This window comes from Erythrobacter tepidarius (assembly GCF_002155695.1).
Lineage (GTDB): Bacteria > Pseudomonadota > Alphaproteobacteria > Sphingomonadales > Sphingomonadaceae > Erythrobacter > Erythrobacter tepidarius.
Window position 1 is genome coordinate 1 of the sequence record NZ_MUYJ01000022.1, and the last position, 19,633, is coordinate 19,633.

General features: G+C 63.0%; 19 protein-coding genes. 10 read left to right on the forward strand and 9 right to left on the reverse strand.

The annotated features are described in order from the left end of the window. Positions 1-752 (reverse strand): IS5 family transposase (locus BZF61_RS15160; RefSeq protein ID WP_086616887.1); only part of this gene is annotated, 752 nt, incomplete at its 3' end. A gap of 290 nt (positions 753-1,042) precedes the next feature. Here BZF61_RS15160 and BZF61_RS15675 point away from each other — a divergent pair. The 8 genes from BZF61_RS15675 to BZF61_RS15200 all read left to right on the forward strand — a co-directional run bounded on the left by BZF61_RS15675 (position 1,043) and on the right by BZF61_RS15200 (position 8,693). Next, complete coding sequence (locus BZF61_RS15675) at positions 1,043-1,330, forward strand: hypothetical protein (RefSeq protein WP_143737101.1); 288 nt, start codon at positions 1,043-1,045, stop codon at positions 1,328-1,330. Positions 1,331-1,527: 197 nt separating this feature from the next. Continuing rightward, complete coding sequence (locus tag BZF61_RS15165) at positions 1,528-2,289, forward strand: hypothetical protein (RefSeq protein WP_086620143.1); 762 nt, start codon at positions 1,528-1,530, stop codon at positions 2,287-2,289. A gap of 303 nt (positions 2,290-2,592) precedes the next feature. Continuing rightward, positions 2,593-3,480, forward strand: a complete 888-nt coding sequence (locus BZF61_RS15170) for a 3'-5' exonuclease (protein WP_086620144.1) — start codon at positions 2,593-2,595, stop codon at positions 3,478-3,480. 90 nt (positions 3,481-3,570) lie between these two features. Next, complete coding sequence (locus BZF61_RS15175) at positions 3,571-4,494, forward strand: 3'-5' exonuclease family protein (RefSeq protein ID WP_158094110.1); 924 nt, start codon at positions 3,571-3,573, stop codon at positions 4,492-4,494. A gap of 213 nt (positions 4,495-4,707) precedes the next feature. After that, entirely contained in the window at positions 4,708-5,481 is a 774-nt protein-coding gene (locus BZF61_RS15680) for a hypothetical protein (RefSeq protein WP_143737103.1), read from the forward strand. Next, a complete protein-coding gene (locus BZF61_RS15190; RefSeq protein WP_143737105.1) occupies positions 5,474-6,268 on the forward strand; it encodes a hypothetical protein in 795 nt (264 codons plus the stop codon). The genes BZF61_RS15680 and BZF61_RS15190 overlap by 8 nt, the downstream gene beginning before the upstream one ends. Positions 6,269-6,477: 209 nt before the next feature. Next, complete coding sequence (locus BZF61_RS15195; protein WP_143737107.1) at positions 6,478-7,062, forward strand: hypothetical protein; 585 nt, start codon at positions 6,478-6,480, stop codon at positions 7,060-7,062. Between the two features lie 251 nt (positions 7,063-7,313). Further along, positions 7,314-8,693 (forward strand): hypothetical protein, encoded by a 1,380-nt coding sequence (locus BZF61_RS15200; protein ID WP_086620150.1) that lies wholly within the window; start codon positions 7,314-7,316, stop codon positions 8,691-8,693. A gap of 410 nt (positions 8,694-9,103) precedes the next feature. On the opposite strand, the gene BZF61_RS15685 is transcribed toward BZF61_RS15200, so the two are convergent. From BZF61_RS15685 to BZF61_RS15220, 5 genes are all read right to left on the reverse strand, one after another. Continuing rightward, positions 9,104-9,790 (reverse strand): hypothetical protein, encoded by a 687-nt coding sequence (locus BZF61_RS15685; protein WP_143737109.1) that lies wholly within the window; start codon positions 9,788-9,790, stop codon positions 9,104-9,106. Between the two features lie 80 nt (positions 9,791-9,870). Continuing rightward, entirely contained in the window at positions 9,871-10,893 is a 1,023-nt protein-coding gene (locus BZF61_RS15205) for a S66 peptidase family protein (RefSeq protein ID WP_211276808.1), read from the reverse strand. Positions 10,894-11,054: 161 nt separating this feature from the next. Then, positions 11,055-12,320, reverse strand: a complete 1,266-nt coding sequence (locus BZF61_RS15210; protein WP_086620151.1) for a sensor histidine kinase — start codon at positions 12,318-12,320, stop codon at positions 11,055-11,057. Beyond that, positions 12,317-13,003: a response regulator transcription factor gene (locus BZF61_RS15215; protein ID WP_086620152.1), complete on the reverse strand. Its 687-nt coding sequence runs from the start codon at positions 13,001-13,003 to the stop codon at positions 12,317-12,319. Before BZF61_RS15215 ends, BZF61_RS15210 begins: the two co-directional genes overlap by 4 nt. Before the next feature lie 9 nt (positions 13,004-13,012). Beyond that, positions 13,013-14,137, reverse strand: a complete 1,125-nt coding sequence (locus BZF61_RS15220; protein ID WP_086620153.1) for a type 1 glutamine amidotransferase domain-containing protein — start codon at positions 14,135-14,137, stop codon at positions 13,013-13,015. A gap of 137 nt (positions 14,138-14,274) precedes the next feature. On the opposite strand from BZF61_RS15220, the gene BZF61_RS15225 reads away from it, so the two are divergent. Then, a complete protein-coding gene (locus tag BZF61_RS15225) occupies positions 14,275-15,756 on the forward strand; it encodes an amidohydrolase family protein (RefSeq protein WP_158094111.1) in 1,482 nt (493 codons plus the stop codon). Positions 15,757-16,230: 474 nt separating this feature from the next. Here BZF61_RS15225 and BZF61_RS15230 read toward each other — a convergent pair whose 3' ends face one another. After that, a complete protein-coding gene (locus tag BZF61_RS15230) occupies positions 16,231-17,265 on the reverse strand; it encodes an IS110 family RNA-guided transposase (protein WP_086620155.1) in 1,035 nt (344 codons plus the stop codon). Positions 17,266-17,597: 332 nt separating this feature from the next. On the opposite strand from BZF61_RS15230, the gene BZF61_RS15235 reads away from it, so the two are divergent. Next, on the forward strand, positions 17,598-18,041 hold the full coding sequence (locus BZF61_RS15235; protein ID WP_086620156.1) for a helix-turn-helix domain-containing protein: 444 nt from the start codon (positions 17,598-17,600) through the stop codon (positions 18,039-18,041). 343 nt (positions 18,042-18,384) lie between these two features. Here the strand turns inward: BZF61_RS15235 and BZF61_RS15240 are convergent, their stop codons facing one another. Next, entirely contained in the window at positions 18,385-19,008 is a 624-nt protein-coding gene (locus BZF61_RS15240) for a plasmid pRiA4b ORF-3 family protein (protein WP_027443935.1), read from the reverse strand. Continuing rightward, on the reverse strand, positions 19,005-19,633 hold a 629-nt coding region (tnpC, locus tag BZF61_RS15245), incomplete at its 5' end, for an IS66 family transposase (protein WP_143736998.1). The genes tnpC and BZF61_RS15240, both read right to left, overlap by 4 nt.

Below are 19,633 nucleotides of genomic sequence, written 5' to 3' on the forward strand. Positions count from 1 at the left end.
AGGTCTGGCAGCCGCGCCCCGTCATGGGCGTTGGCCGCGCTGGCATCCCAGGTCCTGATCAGCCCATGCGCCCGGTCGATGCCGATGTGGTTCTTGTAGCCGAACATCGGGATGGCAAGATCGACCGGCTTGAACGCCGCAGGATCAGCACCCTCCTTCACCTTCGCCTTGGAGTATTTGACCGTCCAGCGCGCATCGCGGTCCTTCTGGCGGATCCTGGCGGGCTTCTCCTTCCAGCGCTCCGGGATCTTGCCCTCCTTTATCGCGGCCTTTTCCTCATCGCTATTGCGCTGCCTGGGCGCCGGCACCACGGTCGCATCGATGATCTGCCCGCCCATCGCCAGATAGCCGCGATCGGTCAGCACGGCATCGAAGCGCGCAAAGAGCTTGTCGATCGCCTTGGCCTTCACAAGCTGCTCACGAAACAGCCACACCGTGGTGGCATCAGGCACCTTGCCATCGAGCCCTAACCCCAGGAACCGCTGGAACGAGAGCCGGTCCTTGATCTGGAACTCTGCCGCCTCGTCCGAGAGCGAGTAGAGCGCCTGCAGCACCAGGATCTTGAACATCATCACCGGATCGAACGGCGGCCGGCCGCCTTTGCCACGATCGCTCCGCCTCAGCGCCACGATCAGCGGCCCGCGGAACACTTCAAAATCCACCACCCCCGCCAACCGCTCCAGCGGATCGCCCGCCGCGCTCAACGCCGCATACCGATCCGACAAATCAAAGAAACCCGGCTGACCAACCATCATCGCCTCCGCTCATCGCAGCGCAGAGTGAATCAGATCAGCGCATCAAAGGCGAGGGTTTTTCGAGGTGTCCAGCTATCAGGCGCGTCCAGCAGGCGAAGCGCAATTGGGTCTTCACGGGCCTTGCCGCCGGGAAGTTCCAGCTCACCGGAACCACTCTTAGAATTCCGGACGAATACGGGTCTTGGGCTGCCGACTTTGTTCGAGGGCAGAAATCCGATCCGACTTTCCTGCGACTATTGGGTGAGGCGGCTAAGGGACAACTCGCCGCCAAGAAGGTCGACCTAGCCGTGCGTCCCGAAATCGTTGCTTGGCGGGAGGCGCTTTCAGGAAGCGACCAAGACAAGGCTTTGGCTCCGTATATCGTCGATGAACTGATGCGCACCACCAGCGCTGGGGATCGCGAGTCCATATTTAAGACGATGCGTTATGACGAAGCAGAGAGGCTGCGCCGAACCGATGGATTGGCCAAACGACACTATGCCGGATGGGTTTACAAGACGGACAACGAAACCGATCGAGGGTTTGTGCGACGCAAAAACATGACCCAAAGAAAACAGAGAAAGTATAACCGATGAGGCTTCGAGGGTATCTTGTTTTATTGGTTTAGATCCACATATGAGATCTGATCGATACCGATTTACGATCAAGAGTGTCTCAGAATGGGAGTGTTAATTTGTCTTCGCTTGGCATAATTCAAAATAGCGAATAGAGCGAAAATGGCGAATACAGCGAATGTCGCTTCATTCGCTTAAAGGTGGTGAAAGGTGAGATCATGGCGAAGGTGGCAACGCAGGATGCGGTCGATCGGGCGGCCGACGAGCTTCTCCAGGAGTGCGGCTACGATATCGAGAAGGTTATACCCAATCAGGTGGCGAAGAAGCTCGGATACCCGAAGGCGAATGGCTTGGTCGGTGAAAAGCTCGAAAACTGGAAGGAGCGGCGAATCGCCGAAGGCGTGCCCTTTATCGCGAAAGCTCCGCCCGAGCTGGATGAAGCGCTGGACGTTACCTGCGAGACCCTCCGGCGGTTGCTTCGAGGCGTGAGCGGCAAATACCGGGCTGAGGATTGCGAGGTTCATCAGCGGGAGATCGATAAATGGTCCGACCGCTTCGATAAGCTCGAGGCCGAGCGCGATGAGATCCAGCGCAAGCTCGATAATGCCGAAGAATGGTGCCGCACCGTGGCCAACGAGCGGGACCAGCTGGCGAGCGAACTTGCAGCGACCAAGGGCGAACTCAGCCAGGAAAAGGCCAAGCTTCAGGTGGTGCAGGATCAGTATGATAAGCTCCTGAAGACGATTGGCGCTATGAGCGGGCCCGCCACCGATGAACAGCCGGTGCCGCACGACGATGTCACGCCCGAAACCGGTCGAGCAAACCCCTCGGAGCGTCAGTCACCGCAGAAGCGAGGTCGCGGCAGGCCCCGAACGGTGAAGCCTGAGCCTTCGAACAAGTCGAATGCGAAAGCTTCACCCGATGATTTGCTGGATGGCACTCCATGGGCGAAAAGCTCTGGCAGCAGCGGGGATAACTAGGGCGACTGATCGAGCGGCATTGACAAGCGCACGGGATGCAACTTCGGCAAGCCGGCAGAGGACGCCTCGGCGCCGGGGTGGCAGGTCTTTTTTTGCCGCCGGAGATGGAAAAGCGCGTGCCCGCTCCGCGTTCGGGCGCGCCGCTGCTGCGGCGCGGAAATAAAGCGGGAAATTCCTAAGCAGAGGAAGGAAAAGGAGGAAGGGAGACCTGCCGGTTGAACCGGCAGGGTGAAGGGAAAAGGTAGAGTTTTAAACGCTCGGCCTTCGCCTCGCCGGTTCACCAACAGCATTGGAGAACCTAACATGAATATCCTATCCCGAAATCACAGGCTCGAGCGCGCAGCGCGCCTGCTTGAAGAAAGCGCCGACTTCCGCGTCCTGCGCAAGATCCCCGAGCTTTTCCAGCGCATGGAGGGCAACACACCGCCCGACGCCGATTGCATCGCACTGGTGGACGTGGAGACCAGCGGTCTTTCGCTCGCGGAGGACGAGGTGATCGAGCTCGCCGTCATGCTGGTGTGGTTGTCACCGGAGGGTGAAGCGCTTGCGCATCTCGGACCGTGGTCCTGGCTCAATGACCCGGGCAAGCCCCTGACTGCCGAGATCGCACGGCTGACCGGGTTGTCTGATGCCTGTCTTGGAGGCCAGGCCATCGACCTTGAGCAGGTTGGTCGGCTGCTCGATCGTGCGGATCTCGTTGCCGCGCATAATGCGGCTTTCGACATTCAATGGTTCGATCAGCTGTTGCCCGAGCGCGCTGATAAGCCATGGGCATGTTCAATGCGCGACATCGACTGGCAGGCACTGGAATTCGAAGGTCGTAGCCAGCCGTTTTTGCTCGCACAGCATGGCTGGTTTTCCGCTGCGCATCGCGCCAGCAGCGATGTCTGGAGCCTGTTCTGGCTTCTGTCACAACGGCGCCCCGATCCGAACGGCGACGAACCGCGATCCCATTTCGCGCGGTTGCGCGAAAATGCCGCGCAGCCCAGCGTGCTGATGTCCGCACATCGCTCGCCTTATTCTGCGAAAGACGTTCTCCGGGCGCGCGGCTTCCGGTGGAATGCGACCGAGCGGGTCTGGCAGAAACAACTCAGATTCTGCGAGACAGCCTCGGAGCTCGAGTGGTTTCGCAGCAAGGCGCTCCCCGAACCCGCGATGAAGACCCTTTCGGCTGTGGAGCGCTATCGCTGACCGCCGTCCAGTCCCGCAGATAACTCGACACCCCCCTCATCAGGCCCGCCGTGTGCGGGCCTGATGCGTTTCAATGCAAAGGAAATGAACATGACCGATACCAAGAACGAAGCTCGCCCTGTCACCGCCGCTGCCGACAACGCCGTCGATGTTGTCGGACGTGAGCACGGACATCGCACCTATCTTGGCACCACGCTCGAGCGTGAGGCCCGAGCCTTTTCCGCAAGGGCGAAAGATGGCGATGGCAAGCTGCCGCCCTCACAGTCTTTCGTCATCGCCGACCTCGAGTATGCCTACGATCGAAGCCTTTATCAGGGATACAAGGTTGCCGATGGCAAGGATGCCGAAGGCGATATCCGTTGGCCGTTCCACACGATCGCCTGCGGTTGCTGGATGGTGCTGCGGTTCGAACCCGGCAGCGAGGTTCCCAAAGTTGAGGCGCTCACCGTCATCGCTAATGACGAAGCCGATGAGCGGGTAATCGCCGAGCGCTTGTTCGATGTGCTTGAGCAGCGCCCCGAGGCTGTGTTCGTGACCTGGGGAGGGGAAAGCAAGGATTTGCCGGTGCTCCGCCGGGTCGCGTCGCGGCATGACCTGCTGCTCCCGCCGCAGCTGCGCGATCCCAGCATCTACTGCCGCGAGAGGCTCGATCTGTGTCGCGCGGTCGCTTCGCGCGCGAATTTTCCTCACTTGCCTGAGTATGCCGCGGCCACTGGCATCCCTTGCAAGCCGACCCCCAGCAAGGCCATCGGCCCGCTGGTCGAAAGCTGTGCATGGCCGAAGGTGAAAGACCAGTGCCTCGCGGACGTGCTCACCACAGCAATGATCGCCCTCAGGCATCTTGCCAGCCACGCAGTCATTTCCTGTCATCCGACGCGCAGCAGTCTCGTCCTTTCGGAGGCGGCGGCCAAAGCGATGCCTGCGAGCACGTTCGTGCGGAATAGTTTCGCCCCATGGGCGCGGGCGCAGCTCGCGGCATCGCGCCTGCGCGGCCCAGTTTTCCGGGCAGCGTGATCGGCGCGGACCCTGTTGGCCGAACAAGCATGCTTACCGCCATCACCGAACCCAAGGAGATCCCCATGACCTGATAATTCTGTGACCCGCCGGCGCGCCCTGCGCAAGCGCCCCGGCAAAGGCCTCCGCGCGCCATAATCACTCCCCGTTGGGAGCTCATCCGCCGCATGTCCCGCGAGGCCTGCGGCTTTTCTGTATCTGAAGGAAATCTACATGCCTAAGTCTACTAAACCTCGCCGCAGCCGTGCGGGCGGCAAAAGCCGCAGCCTGACATCAGTTAAGCCGCAATCCACAGCGCTGGCGCTGCCGGATACTCTCAGGCTCGGCGTCCACCACATCCGCCCCGAGCAAATCCTGCAGATCCCTGAGCGCCGACCCTACGGCGAAGGCCCCTGGGAAAGCGAACCCGACCGGGTCGCATGGATCGACGCCGCGAGCAGATATCACTGCCTGATCCTGCGTCAGCCGAGCGGCGCGCTCGCGGGCTATGTCGCAGTCGGCCCGGAGCACCCCCTGTGGGGCTATCTGGCCGATGCAATCCCCACGGAACTCGGTCTCACGGTGCATCGCGGTCTCACCTATTCTGCAACCTGCCAGAAGAACGATCCACCTGCGGTTCGCGTGTGCCACCCCCACGATGACACTCGCTTCCGGGGCGTCAAGCAGCAGAGCGTGCCGGGCCTAAAGGATAGCGAAGGAAGCGGCGCCAGCGACGCATGGTGGTTCGGGTTCGCTTGCGAGCATGCCTGTGACTTCCTGCCCAGGGGGTATGCGCGAAACGATGAGGACCGCGAGGATGGCCCCCGCGAATATCGCGACATCGCCTATGTGGCCGATCAGACGGTCGCCCTCGCGCGCCAGCTGAAGGCTCTCGATGGCAATGCTCCGATCGGAAATGAGGGATCAGCCGCTACTGGTGTCCCGCTCGCGCTCGAAGACCGGTCAAAGGCCCTCAAGCTGCGCAAGGGAGGCCGCGACCATGTCTAAGTGGATACCCGACCCGCGCGGCTACGCGAATGAGCGTCTCGTCGATTTGCCCTGGGGCTATTGGCTTCGCAAGGATCCCGACGCCAAAGGACTTGTCGATGAGAACGGCGAGGTGTGGGAGAGCCTGCGCCACTATCTGTGGCACGTTCGCCTTTCCATGGGCTCAGGTTCGAACCTCGACCTTGCTTGTGAGCAGCTGCTGGCCGTGCTTCACGCCGCCAGCAACCGCCGAGTGACCCGGGAAGAGGCCGTCCACGAATTCTTCTTCGAGGTCTGGCGCGAGTCCTGGCATTACCTTGCCTGGTTGGAGGGGCAGGATCTCACGGAAGGCGGCGAAGTCACGGTCGAGGGACGGGCGATCCTGCGAATGCTGGCCGCAACGCGCGGGAGGGACGTAGCCGATCTCGCCCCGCTCGACTTTCCCACCCTGCACCCTTGGAATGGCCTCGATCATGGGACAACTCGTGCTCAGCGAGAGCAGGTCATGGCAGAGCTCGAGGCGATGGGCAGGGCACTGCGCTATCGCTTTGTGCGCGAGCCGATCGCGGACAGGCCCGCGATCAAACTGATCGGCTCCGAGATGGGCCACAACATCCCGCTGACGCGCGTGCTGTGGACGCTTACCTTCGTCGACGACTACGCACGCGATCGCCAGTTCGCCTGGATCGCTCACCGCCTCGACCGCTGGCAGAGCTGGGGCGAGTTGGCGGCAGAACACGGGGCGCGGGCACTCAGCGAGCATCTGCTGCTGTTGAAGTTCGCTCACGAGCCGATCGACGGCGTCTAGCGGGCTTCGCGGCTGAGCCGTTTCTCCCGAGGGATTTTTCCCTACAGTCCACTTCGGCGCTCACCACCACCACCTCAAAAGGCCGGCACGCTATCGCGCTGTGCGCCCCTCCTAAAACTGATTTGTAAGCAGGCGGTGCCCTTCGGATCACCGCCTGTTTTGCGTTCTTCCGTCCCGCTCTTTCTCCCTTCCAACGATGAGGCTGACCCATGTCCCATTTCGTTCATCCGGATGTCCTGTCCGCGCTCGTGATTACCCGCACTCGGCCCGAGCACCGACGGCGTTCCCAGATCAGGTCGCTTGCCCTATTCTCGGTGACCCGTTCGGGAGAAGCGGAAACCCGCTTTGCGCTTCATCATGCTGTCTTCGATCCAATCCATAGCCGCGCCGAGATCATCGACGGTGTGGCCAAGCGTCTGCCTCAAGGCAGCGAACTGCTGGTGTGGCACACGGTCTCCCCCGTCCGGCGGCTGCTGAGAGCGCGCAGGAGCGGTGACTTCTTTCCCAGCGATGCCGAACTGATCCTGCGCCAGCGCCCTGACATCACGCTCTTGCCGCTGCATGTATCCGGCGCGCAGCTGCGCGAAGCGGGCGCGGACATTGCGATCGAACTACCCGGGTCCACCTCGACCCCGCTGCACCGACGGCGGCGCGCGGCATCTCAGGCGCAGGCTTTGTGGGCGCTCTATATCCGGGCATTCTGCCCGGCGGATGAGCGAAACACGCTGTTTGCCGCATTCCGAGCGTGGCGAGTTCTCGAAGAGGCGAAGGGTGGATTTGGGTCGCCGATCTGACCACTGCGTCGCCCGGCCTAACTGCTCGCAGCACACCAGGCTTCGCCCCTCGGGCGCGCGCTCAAACTTCGGCCTCAAAGCTAAAGGATCTGGTGGTTCTGGAGGAGTGAGCGACAGTTGCTGGGCGATCGGACGGTTCACGCCACTTGTCTGCGCCCAACCCAAAACGTCGAATTGGAGCTACGAAGCGTTTGTTGAACCTGATGGAAGGGATTTTCGCGGCATAGGATTCTTGAGAGAAGGAAAAACTTATGTTCAGCGGAAATCAAAATCAGTTTGCGGCAGCTGCGACCAACGCCCGGCTGGAAATGCTGCTCGAAGGGCATGATGCAGGGAATGGAACGCCGCTGGCGCCCGTTGTAGCTGCCGCGATGGAAATAGATCGGCGGCGCGCGCCCGCATTGGATCGCGATATCTTGACCAGCTCGGACGAAGATCTGGTCACAATCGCGAATGGTGTGCTGGTTACGCTGAAACACCCGAAGACGCAGACAAAGCTTCCATTCGGAACCGTTTTCGAAACTAGGGAGCTTGGAGAAATCTTGATCGGCGGAGAGCGCTGGACGTTGGATGCGGGGCGACCTGGCTTGCACCCGGTTTTCACCACCAGGAAGGACGCGCACGGGCCTAACCTTGAGCTACTGCATCGCCACATAACTCGGTTGACGCGAAGGCTTGCTTGTCGCCGCCTCGGGCTGCCCCAGCCCGTCCTTATCTGTGTCAATGGCGAACGACATAGGTTGCAATTTCTTCCATGTGCTGAGGCTGGCGGTGTTGTCCTCCAGTGTTCGGCCAATGGGACTGATGCTCCGCGCTTCTGTGGCGCACTACCGGAGCAGATCAAGGAGTTTGCAGAGTCGATCGTTATGGAGATGCGCTCATTTTGGAAGCGTCGGAAGGATATCGCTCAGCAGGGCGCGGAAGTGCGCGCTATTGCCGAAATGTGCGTCGCTGGAAAGGAAGCCACCGTTGACGCGATAATCATCGAGATGGGGTTTGCGTCTGACGTGGAAGACCTGGATTTCCACGTGCACTACCTCGCTCTCGATGCCGCGTTGCGCCCGGGGCTTTTGCCGGATTTCATTCCCGCGTGGCAGCGAGCTCAGGTGATGAGAGGCCACTCTTTCGGTTCCCCGTGGGGCATCAGTGAGCGCTACAAGGAACTTGAAAACCTTCGGAGTCATGGCGCGGATGGTAGGATCACGGGATTAGCGGCTGCGGTATTGGCGTCAGGTAAAGTCGATTCTGAGCTCATTCGTTCGAAGCTCGCGGAAGCTTATGAAGTGGCTGTCGAGATACCCGGGTCCGGCACATCGATGTTCGTGGCCCTCTACTGGGTAGACGGAACGATCCATGCTGAAGTCGAGAAGCACGGGACGTTGGACTGGGCACGCGATGTGCTAATTATCCATGGCGCCGATGTTCCGGAGGCAAGGCTTGTCACAATGAATGGACGTCCTCTTGCGGATCTGGTGGAACTCCCATTGGGCGGCGACATGACCGTTGAGCGAGTAGAGAGGATTCGCGACGGCCTGCGCCTCCACATCCCTGAAAATTATCTTCTGGTCGATCTCGCGTCCGGGCGGACTTGGGAATGCCCAAGCGACTTATATTGGCGGAGTTGGGCCTAGGGCTAAGCCAAGAAAAACTCAGCTGCCTCCTCGATCAAAGGGCGCGAAGGCGCGCCGATGGGCCCTGCGGCACCAGTGTCTGTCGAACGAGCGCGGTCAATCCCGTCATGCCCACAGCAAGGCGCTCTCCACCTGGTTCACGCTGCCGGGGCGGAAGTTGGTCCGGTTCGAGCCGAGCTCCAGCCTTTCGCAGCAGCCTACTTTATGGGGACGACCCCAGAATGGCGGCTCTTGAGCAAACCCAGAATAGCCGTCGTTCGTGGCCGGACTTGGATAGCGGCAGCTGCCGACCCATGGTCAGCCATTCCCCTGCATCAACGGCAACGTCTGCTTTCGCCGAAAGCCGTCAGGCGGCTTCTGCGATCGAGACCCGAACCCGCTGATGACTGCAACTGGGTGGATTGCTGCCGTCAGAGTTCAACCGATCCAGCCAACACCTTTGTGCGATCCACTTGCGGAAATGCCGCCATCGCCTCTGAAATTATTCGACGCCCTTCAACGGTCTCTGGCGTCTCGCAGTGGAGTTCAAGCACGGTCAAAGCGGGTTTTTCGTCAATTTCGAAACCCACGTAGTATTCGATAGCCGGATGAGACCATTCGGGGCATCCGGGCATGGAAGTGAAGTGGTCTTGTGCGTTATCCGAACGAAGAAGCGCTAAACTTCGTCGTAATCGAGTGGCAGTCATGGGGGCAAGCTTGCCGTCCGCCCGACTAAGAGTTTCTGGTGGAGCTTCGTTCCGGTATTCGATGATCTCAATTTGGTAGGAGTTGTCGGGGTGAATTAAGACATCGAGGTTCCTTGAGGGAGCCTCCTCGCATTCCACCTCGAAGTTCCAACCGAATCTTACATCGGCCTGAGCGAGCTGCTCATCGGTCCAGACTTCCTCGCCCAGTAAGTTTTGGTTAGAACATCCGGCCGCGCAAAGAGCGAGACTCGCAAGGAAAAAAGCGGGTTGCATCGGACTCAGGATAGTGAAATCCTGAATGACCGCAAAGGGGTCGATTGCTGACTGGCAGCAATTTTCCAGAAGCGGGGCAAAGCCGCCATTAGGACCGCGGCAGCTCCCGACCCAGATCCGGTCGTCTAGATCGGGCACATGATGCGACCGCTCGTGACAAGAGCCGCCGATCAAGCGCTCCCGGGTAGCCAGTCACTAATGCACCCGCATGTCGAACATCAAATGCGTCGCCTCTGCCGACCGGAGGCTTCAGGCGCAGCGCCATCAACCCCCGCTTCGAGCAAGGACAAGGTGCAAGCATCTGCATCAATCTGCGCACGCACACCGAGAGGAATGGTGATCTGCTCGCTCGTGTGGCCAAGGAGCAATCCGCTGAAGACGGGCACGCTGGTATGGCTGAGGATCTGGTCTAAAACCTCGTTGAGCGAATAGGGCGTGACGTCTGACGGGCCATCGCAGCGCGCACAGTGCCCGACCACGATCCCCGCCGCCTCGCGGAGCTTCCCGGCGTGCTGCAATGTGAGCAGCATGCGGGCGATGCGATAGGGGGGCTCGTCGACATCCTCGAAGAAGAAGATCGCACCGCGCGTGTCGATTTCCCACGGCGTTCCCATGGCCGCCATGATCATCGAGAGGTTCCCGCCGACCAGCGGCCCCGTTGCCGTGCCTCCCGCGATCGTCCTTAACGGATAGGCGGGGCGCAGAAGAGCGGCTTCGGGCGGATTGACGAGCGGCCCGAGCGGTTCCCGGCCGAACAGCGCGCGTCGCAGGGCCTCGAGCGAGAAGACCGGGAACTCGCGCATGGCAGGCATCCGGCCATGGAACGTCACGAGGCCAGTCTCGCGAGCGATGGCGAGATGCAGCAAAGTGATGTCGCTGAAGCCGAGAAAGACCTTGGGATTGGCGCGGATCACGCCGAAATCGACCCCGTGCATGATCTCGCTCACGCCATAACCGCCGCGCGCGCAGAACACCCCCCGGATCGATGGATCCGCGAAGGCGTCGTGCAGTTCGCGCAGCCGCTGATCGACCGACGCGGCCAGATCGCGCGGTCGGTCCGTCAGGCTTTCGGAAACGACCGGCGTGAGGCCCAGCGCGGCGATCAACGCCTGCGCTCGCAGCACCGCCGCCGGATCGTAAATGGCCGTGCTGGGATTGATCAGCGCCACCCGATCGCCCGGACGCAGCACCGGCGGCTTGATCCTGACGGGCAGCGGCGGAGCCGGCAAGCGAGCCTGCATCGGCCTTGCCGCAGCCAGGGTGGCCCCGGCTGTAGCAGTGCCAGCAAGCCCCAGAAACGAACGCCTTCGCACGCGATTACCTCCTCAGTCCCGGGCGAAAGGGCAGGGGACCTTTCCCGAATTGCACATTAGCCGGCACCGACCTTCCCGCCGTGCCAGCATCACAGTCCGACCTCAACCAGAGTTCCGCCCCCCGGCCGCCTGGCGAACGCCAGCGGCAGGTTCTGCAAGCGGCAGAGCCGCAGCACGATCGACAGGCCGATACCGCGCCCTTGCGGTGCCCGGCCTGCGCCGAGGTCTTCGAGCCATTCGTCGGACATTCCGGCACCCTGATCGGCAATCTCGAGCTTTTCGGCATCGGCGCGGATCGCAACCGGTGCGCCGCCGCCATGAACCAAGGCATTGGCGACGAGGTTGCGGATGATCGCCTCGGCCACCGGCGTGCTCGCCCTTGCCTTGCGCGCGGCGGGGATCGCCAGCGAGACGGCGACGTGATGCGCGCCGATCCGCTCGCTTTCGGCGAGCACCACGCGCTCGACCAGCGGCAACAGGTCCGCTGCCTCGGCGACGGAGGGTGCTGCCTCCTCGCGCGCGAGCAACAACAACAGATCGACCGTCCGCTCCATGTCTCGCGCCGCCTGCTCGATGCGCTGGAGGGGGCGCGAAAGCTCGGAGGGCAGGGGGCCGCGCGTGGCCATCAGTTCGGCCGAACTGCGGATCACCGTGATCGGCGTGCGCAACTCGTGGCTGGCATCGCGCGTGAAGCGGTGCTCGCGCTCGACGAAACCGCGGGTCCCTTCGAGCAGTTCGGCAACCTTGCCGATGACCGCCGCGATCTCTGCATCTTCGCTCGCCGCATCGTCGAGCCGAGGTATGCGATCGACCGAGGCTTCCTCCACCGTCCGGGCGAGCGCAGTCAGCGGCGCGGTTGTCCGCCGTGCCAGTCCATAGCCAAGCACGCCCGCGGCGAGCAGCATGAACGTCGCGCTGCCGGCAATCAGGACCAGCAGTTCGCCCGTCAGGGGCCGCACCACCAGTCGGCTCGCGACTTCGGCGACCGCCCATGCCTTCCCCCCGCCGTCGGGCAGAGCAAAGCCCAGCACATGATAATGCCGCCCCCCAACGCCCGCGTATTCCCCTTGCGGATCGCGCCGCGCGGCGACCTGCCGCGCCAGATCGGCAGGAAATTCCGCCGGGCTGCGGTGCAGGCTGACATGGGAGAAAACCGGCGGGGCGAAGCGCCCATGGCGGCGCCAGTGATCCTGCTGGTGCGCGATTTCCTCGGCGATCTGCTGGTTGAGCCAGGCATCCTCCACCACCCAGGCGACCACGAAGCCCGTTCCCACGAAGCCGAGCGAGACAGCGAACGCGTAGGTCAGGAAGGTCGCGACGATTCGCCCGCGCAGGCTGCGCCGCCGCCGGCTCATGCGTCGGCCAACAGGCGGAAGCCGAAGCCGTGCAGCGTTTCGAGCGAGGCGGTGCCGAAGGGCTTGTCGATGGCCTGGCGCAGCAGGTGGATGTGGCTGCGCAGCGAGTCCGAATCCGGCATGTCCTCGCCCCAGATCGCGTGGGCGAGGTCATGGCGCGAGACGGTCGCCGGATAGGCTTCGGCCAGGTGCAGCAGGATCCGGAAGCTGAGCGGCGTGAGCGCAATCGGCTGCCCGCAGCGTTCGGCGGTCATGGCGCGGCGATCCACCGTGAGCGTGCCGATCCGGATGCGATGCTCGGTGCCCAGTTGCTGGCGCAGCGCCAGCGCCTGACAGCGCGCTGCCAGTTCGGCGAGCGCGAAGGGCTTGGTGAGGTAATCATCCGCCCCGTGGGCAAAGCCGGTGAGCTTGTCGTCGAGCGTGTCGTGCGCGGTCAGCATCAGCACCGGCACCGCGCGCGTCGATCGCGCCTTGATCTCGCGGCAGACCTCGAGGCCGTCGCGCCGGGGCAGGGCGAGGTCGAGGATCACCACGTCGAAGGGCGCCTCCAGCGCGCGGGCCAGCCCGGCTGTCCCGTCATGCGCGAAGTCTAGCCGGTGGCCGAGCGCTTCGAGATATTCGGCAATGTTCTCGCTGAGCGAGAGGTTGTCCTCAACCAGCAGGATATCGAGCTTGCGCTGCACCTTGCGGCCTCACTCGGCAAGACCGGCCAGCAACTGACGCGCGGGTGCGAGGTTCGGCGCGCGTGCGAGCAATTCCTCAAGGCGCGCGCGGGCCTGGGCGTTGCGCGCCAGCCTGATCTCGGCTCGGGCGAGGGCGAGCGTCAGCCGCGGCTCGGCCACGCGGTCCGCGACCAGCGCCATGATATCGGCAGCCTCTTCCAGCATCGTCCGGTCCTCTCCCGCCTGCACGGCGCGATGATAGCCCCACATGCCGATCAGCAACAGATCGAAGGCGGCGGGCGCCGCGGCGAGCTCAGCCCGCACCGCCGCGTGGTTGCCTTGCAGGCGGCGTTGGACGAGGAGAAGGCTCGCCTCGTCCTGCCAGGCCGTGCGCGCCGCAGGCTCGCGGCCCATCGCGCGCAGCATCGCCTCGACCGCAAGCGAGGTGGAAAAGGGGTTCTGCCCAGTGACGACGCGCGCCTCGCTCACGACATGGGGCAGCATCGGCGCGCCTTCGGCAAAACTCGCCCCGGCAGCCTTGAGAGCATCCTCGAGCAAGACCGGATAGGTCTTCGACCAGCGTGCGCCGAACAGCCGTTCCTCGGCATTGGTGAAACCGGTGATGCGGCGCCCTGCGACCAGCGGTCGGCCGGCGGCATCGCGCAGGTCGGCAAGCACCACCGAGCCATGACACACTGCGCCGATCACACCGCCTGCGGCATGGACCTCCTCCAGCACGCGTTTGAGGCCCGGATCGCGGTAAAGATCGAACATCGCGCCCCCGCCGCCGAGCACGAACACGCCCGCATAGCGCGCGGGATCGACCGCGCCGGTGGTGAGCGTGGCTTGCAAGGCGGCTTGGGCTGCCGGATCGGCCAGCGCGCGGGCGTTGTAGGGCTTTTCGGGCTCGAAAGCGTCGACCTCGACCGGCCCGCCTTGGGGACTTGCTACCTCGACGGTCACGCCATTGTCGCGCAGCACCACCCAGCTTTGCGCGAACTCGTCATATTCGAAGCCTGGGCGGCTGCGCCCCTCGTCGCGGCCGTTGCCGCTCACCACCAGCAGAACGCGAGCGCCAGTCGGCTCGGCGGCGGCATGGCTGGATATCGGCACCAGCGCCGCCAGCAGGATCACGAGTGCAAGAACAAAGCGCATGAGACGGCCCTTCCTTGGTTGCAGGAAACACGCCGCCTTGTGTCAGATCGCCCGTCAAAGCCGCGTCAAAGGCCTTTTCACGCCGCTTTGACGCGGGCGCTGGCAACATGGGCCGACTTACCAAGGGAACCAGGCCCATGACCCGCACCTTCAAGATCGCCGGCATCACTCTGGCTGCAACCCTGCTGGCGCTGCTGGCCCTGATGCTCTGGCCGAGCCCGCCAGCCCCTCTGCCGCCGCCTGCAACCGGCTATCTCATCCGCAACGTGCATGTCGTCGATGTCGAGAACGGCACTGCCGGGCCTCTCACCGACGTGGCGGTGCGCGGCGGGCACATCCGCGCCATCGGCAGCGATGCACCGGCACAGGGCCTGCCGGTGGTCGACGGCGCGGGTGGCTGGCTCGTGCCCGGCTTCTGGGACATGCACATGCACAGCTTTCAGGTCTCGCCGCAGCTGCACCTGCCGCTGTTCGTCGCCAACGGCGTGGTGAACGTGCGCGACATGATGGATTGTCCGGGGGAAAGCGACACGCTGATCGCCTGCCTCGCGGACAAGCGCGCCTGGACGCGGGCCGCCGAGGCGGGGCAGATGACCTCGCCGCGCTTCGTGGAGGTGGCGAGCTACTATCTCGAAGGCCCGCAAGTGACCCCGGCGGATGTCTCCCGGCTCGCTCTCGTCTACAAGCGGCGGGGGCTCGATGCGCTCAAGGTCTACGACCGGCTGTCGCGGCCCGCCTATTTCCGCGCCGCCGAGGAAGCGCGGCGGCACGGCCTCAGGCTGCTTGGCCACCTGCCCAAGGCGGTCGCGCTCGCCGAGGCGGTGCGCGCCGGCCAAGCCAGCATCGAGCATTCCGACGCCCTGCCGCGCCATTGCTTCGCTGGTGCCGATGACTGGCGCCAAGGCAAGCTGGCCGACGTGGCGCCCGGCGTGCTCGCCCGGCGCATGGTTGAGGAGTATCAGCCGCAACGCTGCGCCGCCGTGTTTGCCGCAATGCGCGAGGCGGGCACATGGCTGGTTCCCACCCACGTCACCCGCGAGGAAGACGCATGCTCGGCTGACCCGACCTTCCTTTCCGACCCGCGCCTTGATTATCTCGATCCGCTCTCGCGATGGGCGCTGGAAGACGATCTGGGCGCTGTCGCCGCGCGCTATCCGTCACCTGCCGACAAGGCGGCCCTGCGCTCCTATTTCGAACATGGCCGCAGGCTGACGGGCGAGGCCCACCGCGCCGGGGTGCGGGTGCTCGTGGGCACCGACACCACCATCGGCGGCTTTCGCTATCACGACGAGATGGCGCACCTGGTCGCCGCCGGCCTCAGCCCGGCCGAGGTGCTGCGCGCCGCGACCATCGAGGCAGCCCGCTACGCCGGGCAGGAGCGCACCGCAGGCTCGATCGCGGTGGGCAAGCGTGCCGATCTGGTGCTGCTGCGCGCCAACCCGCTCGAGGACATCGCCAACACCCGCACCATCGAGGCTGTGTGGATGGACGGGCACCATTACGACCGCGCGCTGCTCGACGCGCTGCTCGAATACACGGGCAATCAGGCGCGCTCGCCAGGGGTTATGCTGCGGCTGCTGACCGGGTTTGCCCGCAGCTCGGTGCAGTCTGACCTTTAGCCGAACGCGGGAATAGCTGGCTACGTAGCGCAGAGGTCGACGAGATATTCGGGGACGAAGGCTTCCTGTTTCGGTGTCATGGAGGCATTCCCGCTGACACCGCATTAAGCGACAAGGCAGGAATATTGTTGGATAAGTCGCCCCTTCTCTTGCCATCAGCATCGGCAGCTCGCGACCCAGATCCGGTCGTTCACGATCAGTGAGACGAACGACTTCTGTGGACGCCCCTTCGGATGCAAGCGGTAATTTCGGGCATGTTGGCACGTAGTCGGATGCTGTCATCTGTCCGGCCTCGATGAGCAGCGCCATAGCTGCGGGCCAGTATGGGAGTTCGCGGATCGGATCCATTTCAGCTTCGCGCGCTTGGCTAGCGCTCAGCCGTTCCCTGGTTCTTCCGACCCCGTCTCACCGACTGTTGTGCCATACCCTCCTTCGACCGCCTACGTCCCCGACGCCTCTGACCGCTTTCTCAGCTTACGCCGAGACCGCAGCCGGAGCTCTGTAATCTTCCTTCCTGGTCAGCAGTGCCCAGACCATTCGGGCCATCTTGTTGGCGAGCGCAACTGACACCAGCATGCGCGGCTTGCGCGCCAGCATCCGCTCAAGCCATGAACCACTCGGAGCGCCGCGCCTGCTGGCCTGCAGGACTACGGAGCTTGCACCGATGATGAGCAGCCGCCGGATCGTCCGCTCGCCCATCTTGGTTATGCTGCCGAGGCGCTGCTTGCCACCGGTCGAGTGCTGGCGCGGTGCAAGACCAAGCCATGCAGCGAAGTCGCGGCCTTTGCGGAACGTCTCGATCAGCGGCGCCAAGGCGATGATCGCCGTTGCTGCGATCGGACCAATGCCCGGGATCGTCATCAACCGCCGGGCCGCTTCGTCTTCCTTGGCCCTGCGCGCGATCTCGCGGTCGAGCGTGGCGATCTGCTGGTCGAGTTCAGACAACAGGTCGATCATCAGCTTGAACATCGGCCGCGCAGCTTCCGGCAAGCTTGAGGCCATGTCGCCGTCTTCCAGAAGATCCGCCAGCATCGCCATAGACGCGGTGCCTCGCGGCGCGACCCAGCCATACTCGGCCAGATGCCCGCGGATCGCATTGATGAGCTGGGTGCGCTGGCGCACCACAAGATCGCGGGTGCGGAACACGAGGCCTGCAGCCTGCTGCTCCTCGGTCTTTACCGCAACGAAGCGCATGCCGGGGCGCTGTGCTGCCTCGCAGATCGCCTCGGCATCAACCGCATCATTCTTGTTCCGTTTCACGAACGGCTTCACGTAAGCTGGCGGGATCAGCCGGACATCGTGACCTAGCGCCTGCAACTGGCGCGCCCAGTGATGCGCCCCGCCGCATGCTTCGAGCGCCACCGTGCACGCCGGCTGACCGGCGAAGAACTCGAGCAGCTTGCTCCTCGTCAGCTTGCGACTGAACACCACCGCGCCGCGCTCATCGGCACCGTGCGCATGAAAAACGTTCTTTGCGATATCCAGACCAATCGTGATAACCTTCGACACGGACGCCTCCTTCAGTGGTGTTACAACACCTCCACTATGGCACATCGATGCCGTCGGGGGGCGTCCACCCCATCAGCTTCTGCCAAGAGCCGCCGAGGTTCCTGTTTGATCGCGCATCGTCACGGCTAACGGCCACCGGAAGAAACATGCGGCGGGAAACTCTACACGGAAATGGCTATCTTTAGATGGCAATGTGGCATGAATGTCCGCCGTTATGTCGGACTTTGGCCCAATGATTTCCGATTTCCTAACTTGGGCTATTCAAAGGGGATCCTGCCTGTTAGTCTTGCAGTGAGGGACTCGGGGGCAAAACCTTGAATGCTGCGACGATAATGAAGTTGGCTCGTCAATTCGACGAGGCACAGGTCACATTGGATGAACTTCGCCGGGATAGCGGTTGCGAGACTTTCGTGCGCAAACCCGCTGAGCCTCTGGTCCGTCATCAGACCGCATTGGAAGCAGCGCTGATGGCCTACCAACAGAGGCGATCACGTGCGAAGCATTTGCAGGATGAAGAGATCTTCGGCGAACCTGCATGGGACATTCTGCTCGACCTTTACGCTCACCAGGCCCAGAATGAGCAGGTTTCGGTCAAGAGCGCCTGCATTGGATCTGGTGCACCTGCAACAACTGCATTGCGTTGGCTGAGCGTCCTTGAAGCCAAAGGATTGATTCGTTCCCTGGACGATCCTAGTGACAATCGGCGGCGGCTTATCCGCCTCACGCCCGAAGGATATGAAGCGATGACCCGTTACCTCAACGAGATTGCAAGATAGCCACGGCTATCGCGGATACGTGCTGCGCACGTAGGCGGAGAGCGAACGGGTCAGCTCGTTGGAGTGCTCATCTGTAAAGCGAGCAAGGGGCAGCCGCCAAAGCAGGAGCGGGGCTACCAAGGGTGCCGCAGCCAGTCGTTACTCCGGCGGCTGATCACGCAACGACCCTTAAGTCATCGGAAAGAATAACTCGTCGCAAGCCGCGCTAGAATGCTCGCCTGATTCTCAACGGGCAGGGCTAAGTGATGTTTGAGGATGCGCCACCAGCAATTGCTGCCCTTGATCTTTCTGATCCGAAATTGCTTTCGTCGTATCCATCCGGTGAAGGCCGCACCCGTTTCAGTTAGCGGTCACTGGGTTTGATGATGCGTTTTGCTGCGGCGTTACGACGAGCGGCGATCCGGCCGAGGATGCCGTTGATCGGGAAGACATCGAGTTCGTCTGGATCGTAGTCGTCGAGCCATTCGCTGACATCGGCGTGATCTGGATGGTCCGGATCGTTTCTCGCCTCGAGCATTTCGTAGAACCCCGGGATGCCGCCGCAGTCCTCGGGAGGGCAGTTGCGCTCACCGGCGATGAAACGCGGATATGCCGTGGAGCGATCCCCAGCTCGGACATCCCTGATGATCAAACTGTGTTCCCAGTAATCGCCGAAATCATAGACATAATGAATCCGGGTAGTGCCGGGAGCAAGCACATCGCGCAGTCGTGTGCGGGAGGCGACCTTGCGGGGAGCGGTCCCCCAGTCCTCGTCCATGGGCAGGCCGTAGGTCTGGTGATCGATGACCATCTCCCAGAGGTGATAGTCGAGCCATCCCATGGCGGTCTGGACGATCTCGTGCAGCACCTTGAGGGTGATGGAGGTTGGGACTTCGAGCTCTCGCCAGATGAGCGGGTCGGAATCGTTCAGCTCGATACGCAGCGTGGCGATCTCGGTAAAACTGTCGATGGCGCTTTGGCGGGTCATGCCGCCTGCGATAGCAGACCTTCACTCTTGCGCCAGTTCCAAGGCAGCAGCTGATCGAGCCTGGTGGCGGGATGATCGGCGATGCGAGCGAGGACATCGGCGAGCCAGGCCTGCGGATCGACATCGTTGAGCCTGGCGGTCTGGATCAGGGTGTAGATGATGACGGCACGCTGGCCGCCGCGATCGGATCCGCAGAACAGCCATGCCTTGCGGCCAAGCGGGATGCAGCGGAGCGCGCGCTCAGCTGCGTTGTTGGTGAGGCAGATCCGGCCATCGTCGAGGAAGCGGGTGAACGCGTCCCAGCGCTTGAGCATGTAGAAGCAGGCCTTGGTGAGATCATGGCCGCGCGATAGCTTGGCGACCTGCTCGGTCAGCCAGGTGTGGAGCTCGGCCATGAGCGGCGCGCTGAGTTCCTGGCGAACTGCAAGCCGCTCGGCCGGGCTCTTGCCGTTGATGCCGCGCTCGATGTCGAACAGGGCATCGAGGCGCTGCACGGCTTCGAGCGCGATCGGATAGATCATGGCGGCGCTCTGTCCGCGACTCTTCTTGCGGGCCGAGCTTACGACATCGGCCAGCTCGAAGAACTTGCGCCTCGCATGGGCGAAGCAGCCTGCCTCGAGCACGG